The organism is Nonomuraea candida, assembly GCF_000725485.1.
In the GTDB taxonomy this organism is placed as follows: Bacteria; Actinomycetota; Actinomycetes; order Streptosporangiales; family Streptosporangiaceae; genus Nonomuraea; species Nonomuraea candida.
Genome location: NZ_JOAG01000150.1, coordinates 1 through 524, shown reverse-complemented (window position 1 = coordinate 524; position 524 = coordinate 1). Strand labels below are relative to the sequence as shown.

Sequence of the window (524 nt, the reverse complement as noted above, 5' to 3'; positions counted from 1 at the left end):
GCAGCAGATCGCGAAGAAGAGCGGGACCGGACGCTGGCCACCGCCTCTCGGCTGTTTCTTGCTTTGATCAAGCACGACTCCACTGCGCGCGCCCTGGTCATCGCCATGCCAGAGGTCTTCCCGTGGGTTCGTCACCTGTCATCGGCCGAGGTGCGTTCTTTTACGATGGAACTGGTCGAGGCGCTCTCCGACGCGGCTGAGTTGGACGTCGATGCCACTACCCAAGAGGTCATCGCGGGCTGGCGAGCCACCGCCAGGATCAAGGCGGACCCCGTGCGCCATGCCGAGGCTCGTAAGGCCACGAGCGGTGATTTCGGACCGGTCCAGGTCTCCGCGTGAGTCCGAAACGCGGTGACCGGGTCACGGTGCCCCCTCCAGAGGAACAGTGGGACGTCCGATTCGGCACCGGCGAGGCCGTCCGTGGTTGGGAAGAGTTGTGCCGTCATGCCTTGGCCAACACACGTCGGTGCTTCGAAGCCCTGCGCGCTGATCCGCGCATTGGCGCCGGCCACGACAGGCAACAT

1 protein-coding gene is annotated in these 524 nt (G+C 65.3%); it reads left to right on the top strand.

All coding sequences use genetic code 11. From position 1 onward, the window contains the following. Positions 1-339, top strand: a 339-nt coding sequence (locus tag IO39_RS56420; protein ID WP_043637722.1) for a hypothetical protein, incomplete at its 5' end; no start/stop codon positions are given. Positions 340-524: the final 185 nt, after the last annotated feature.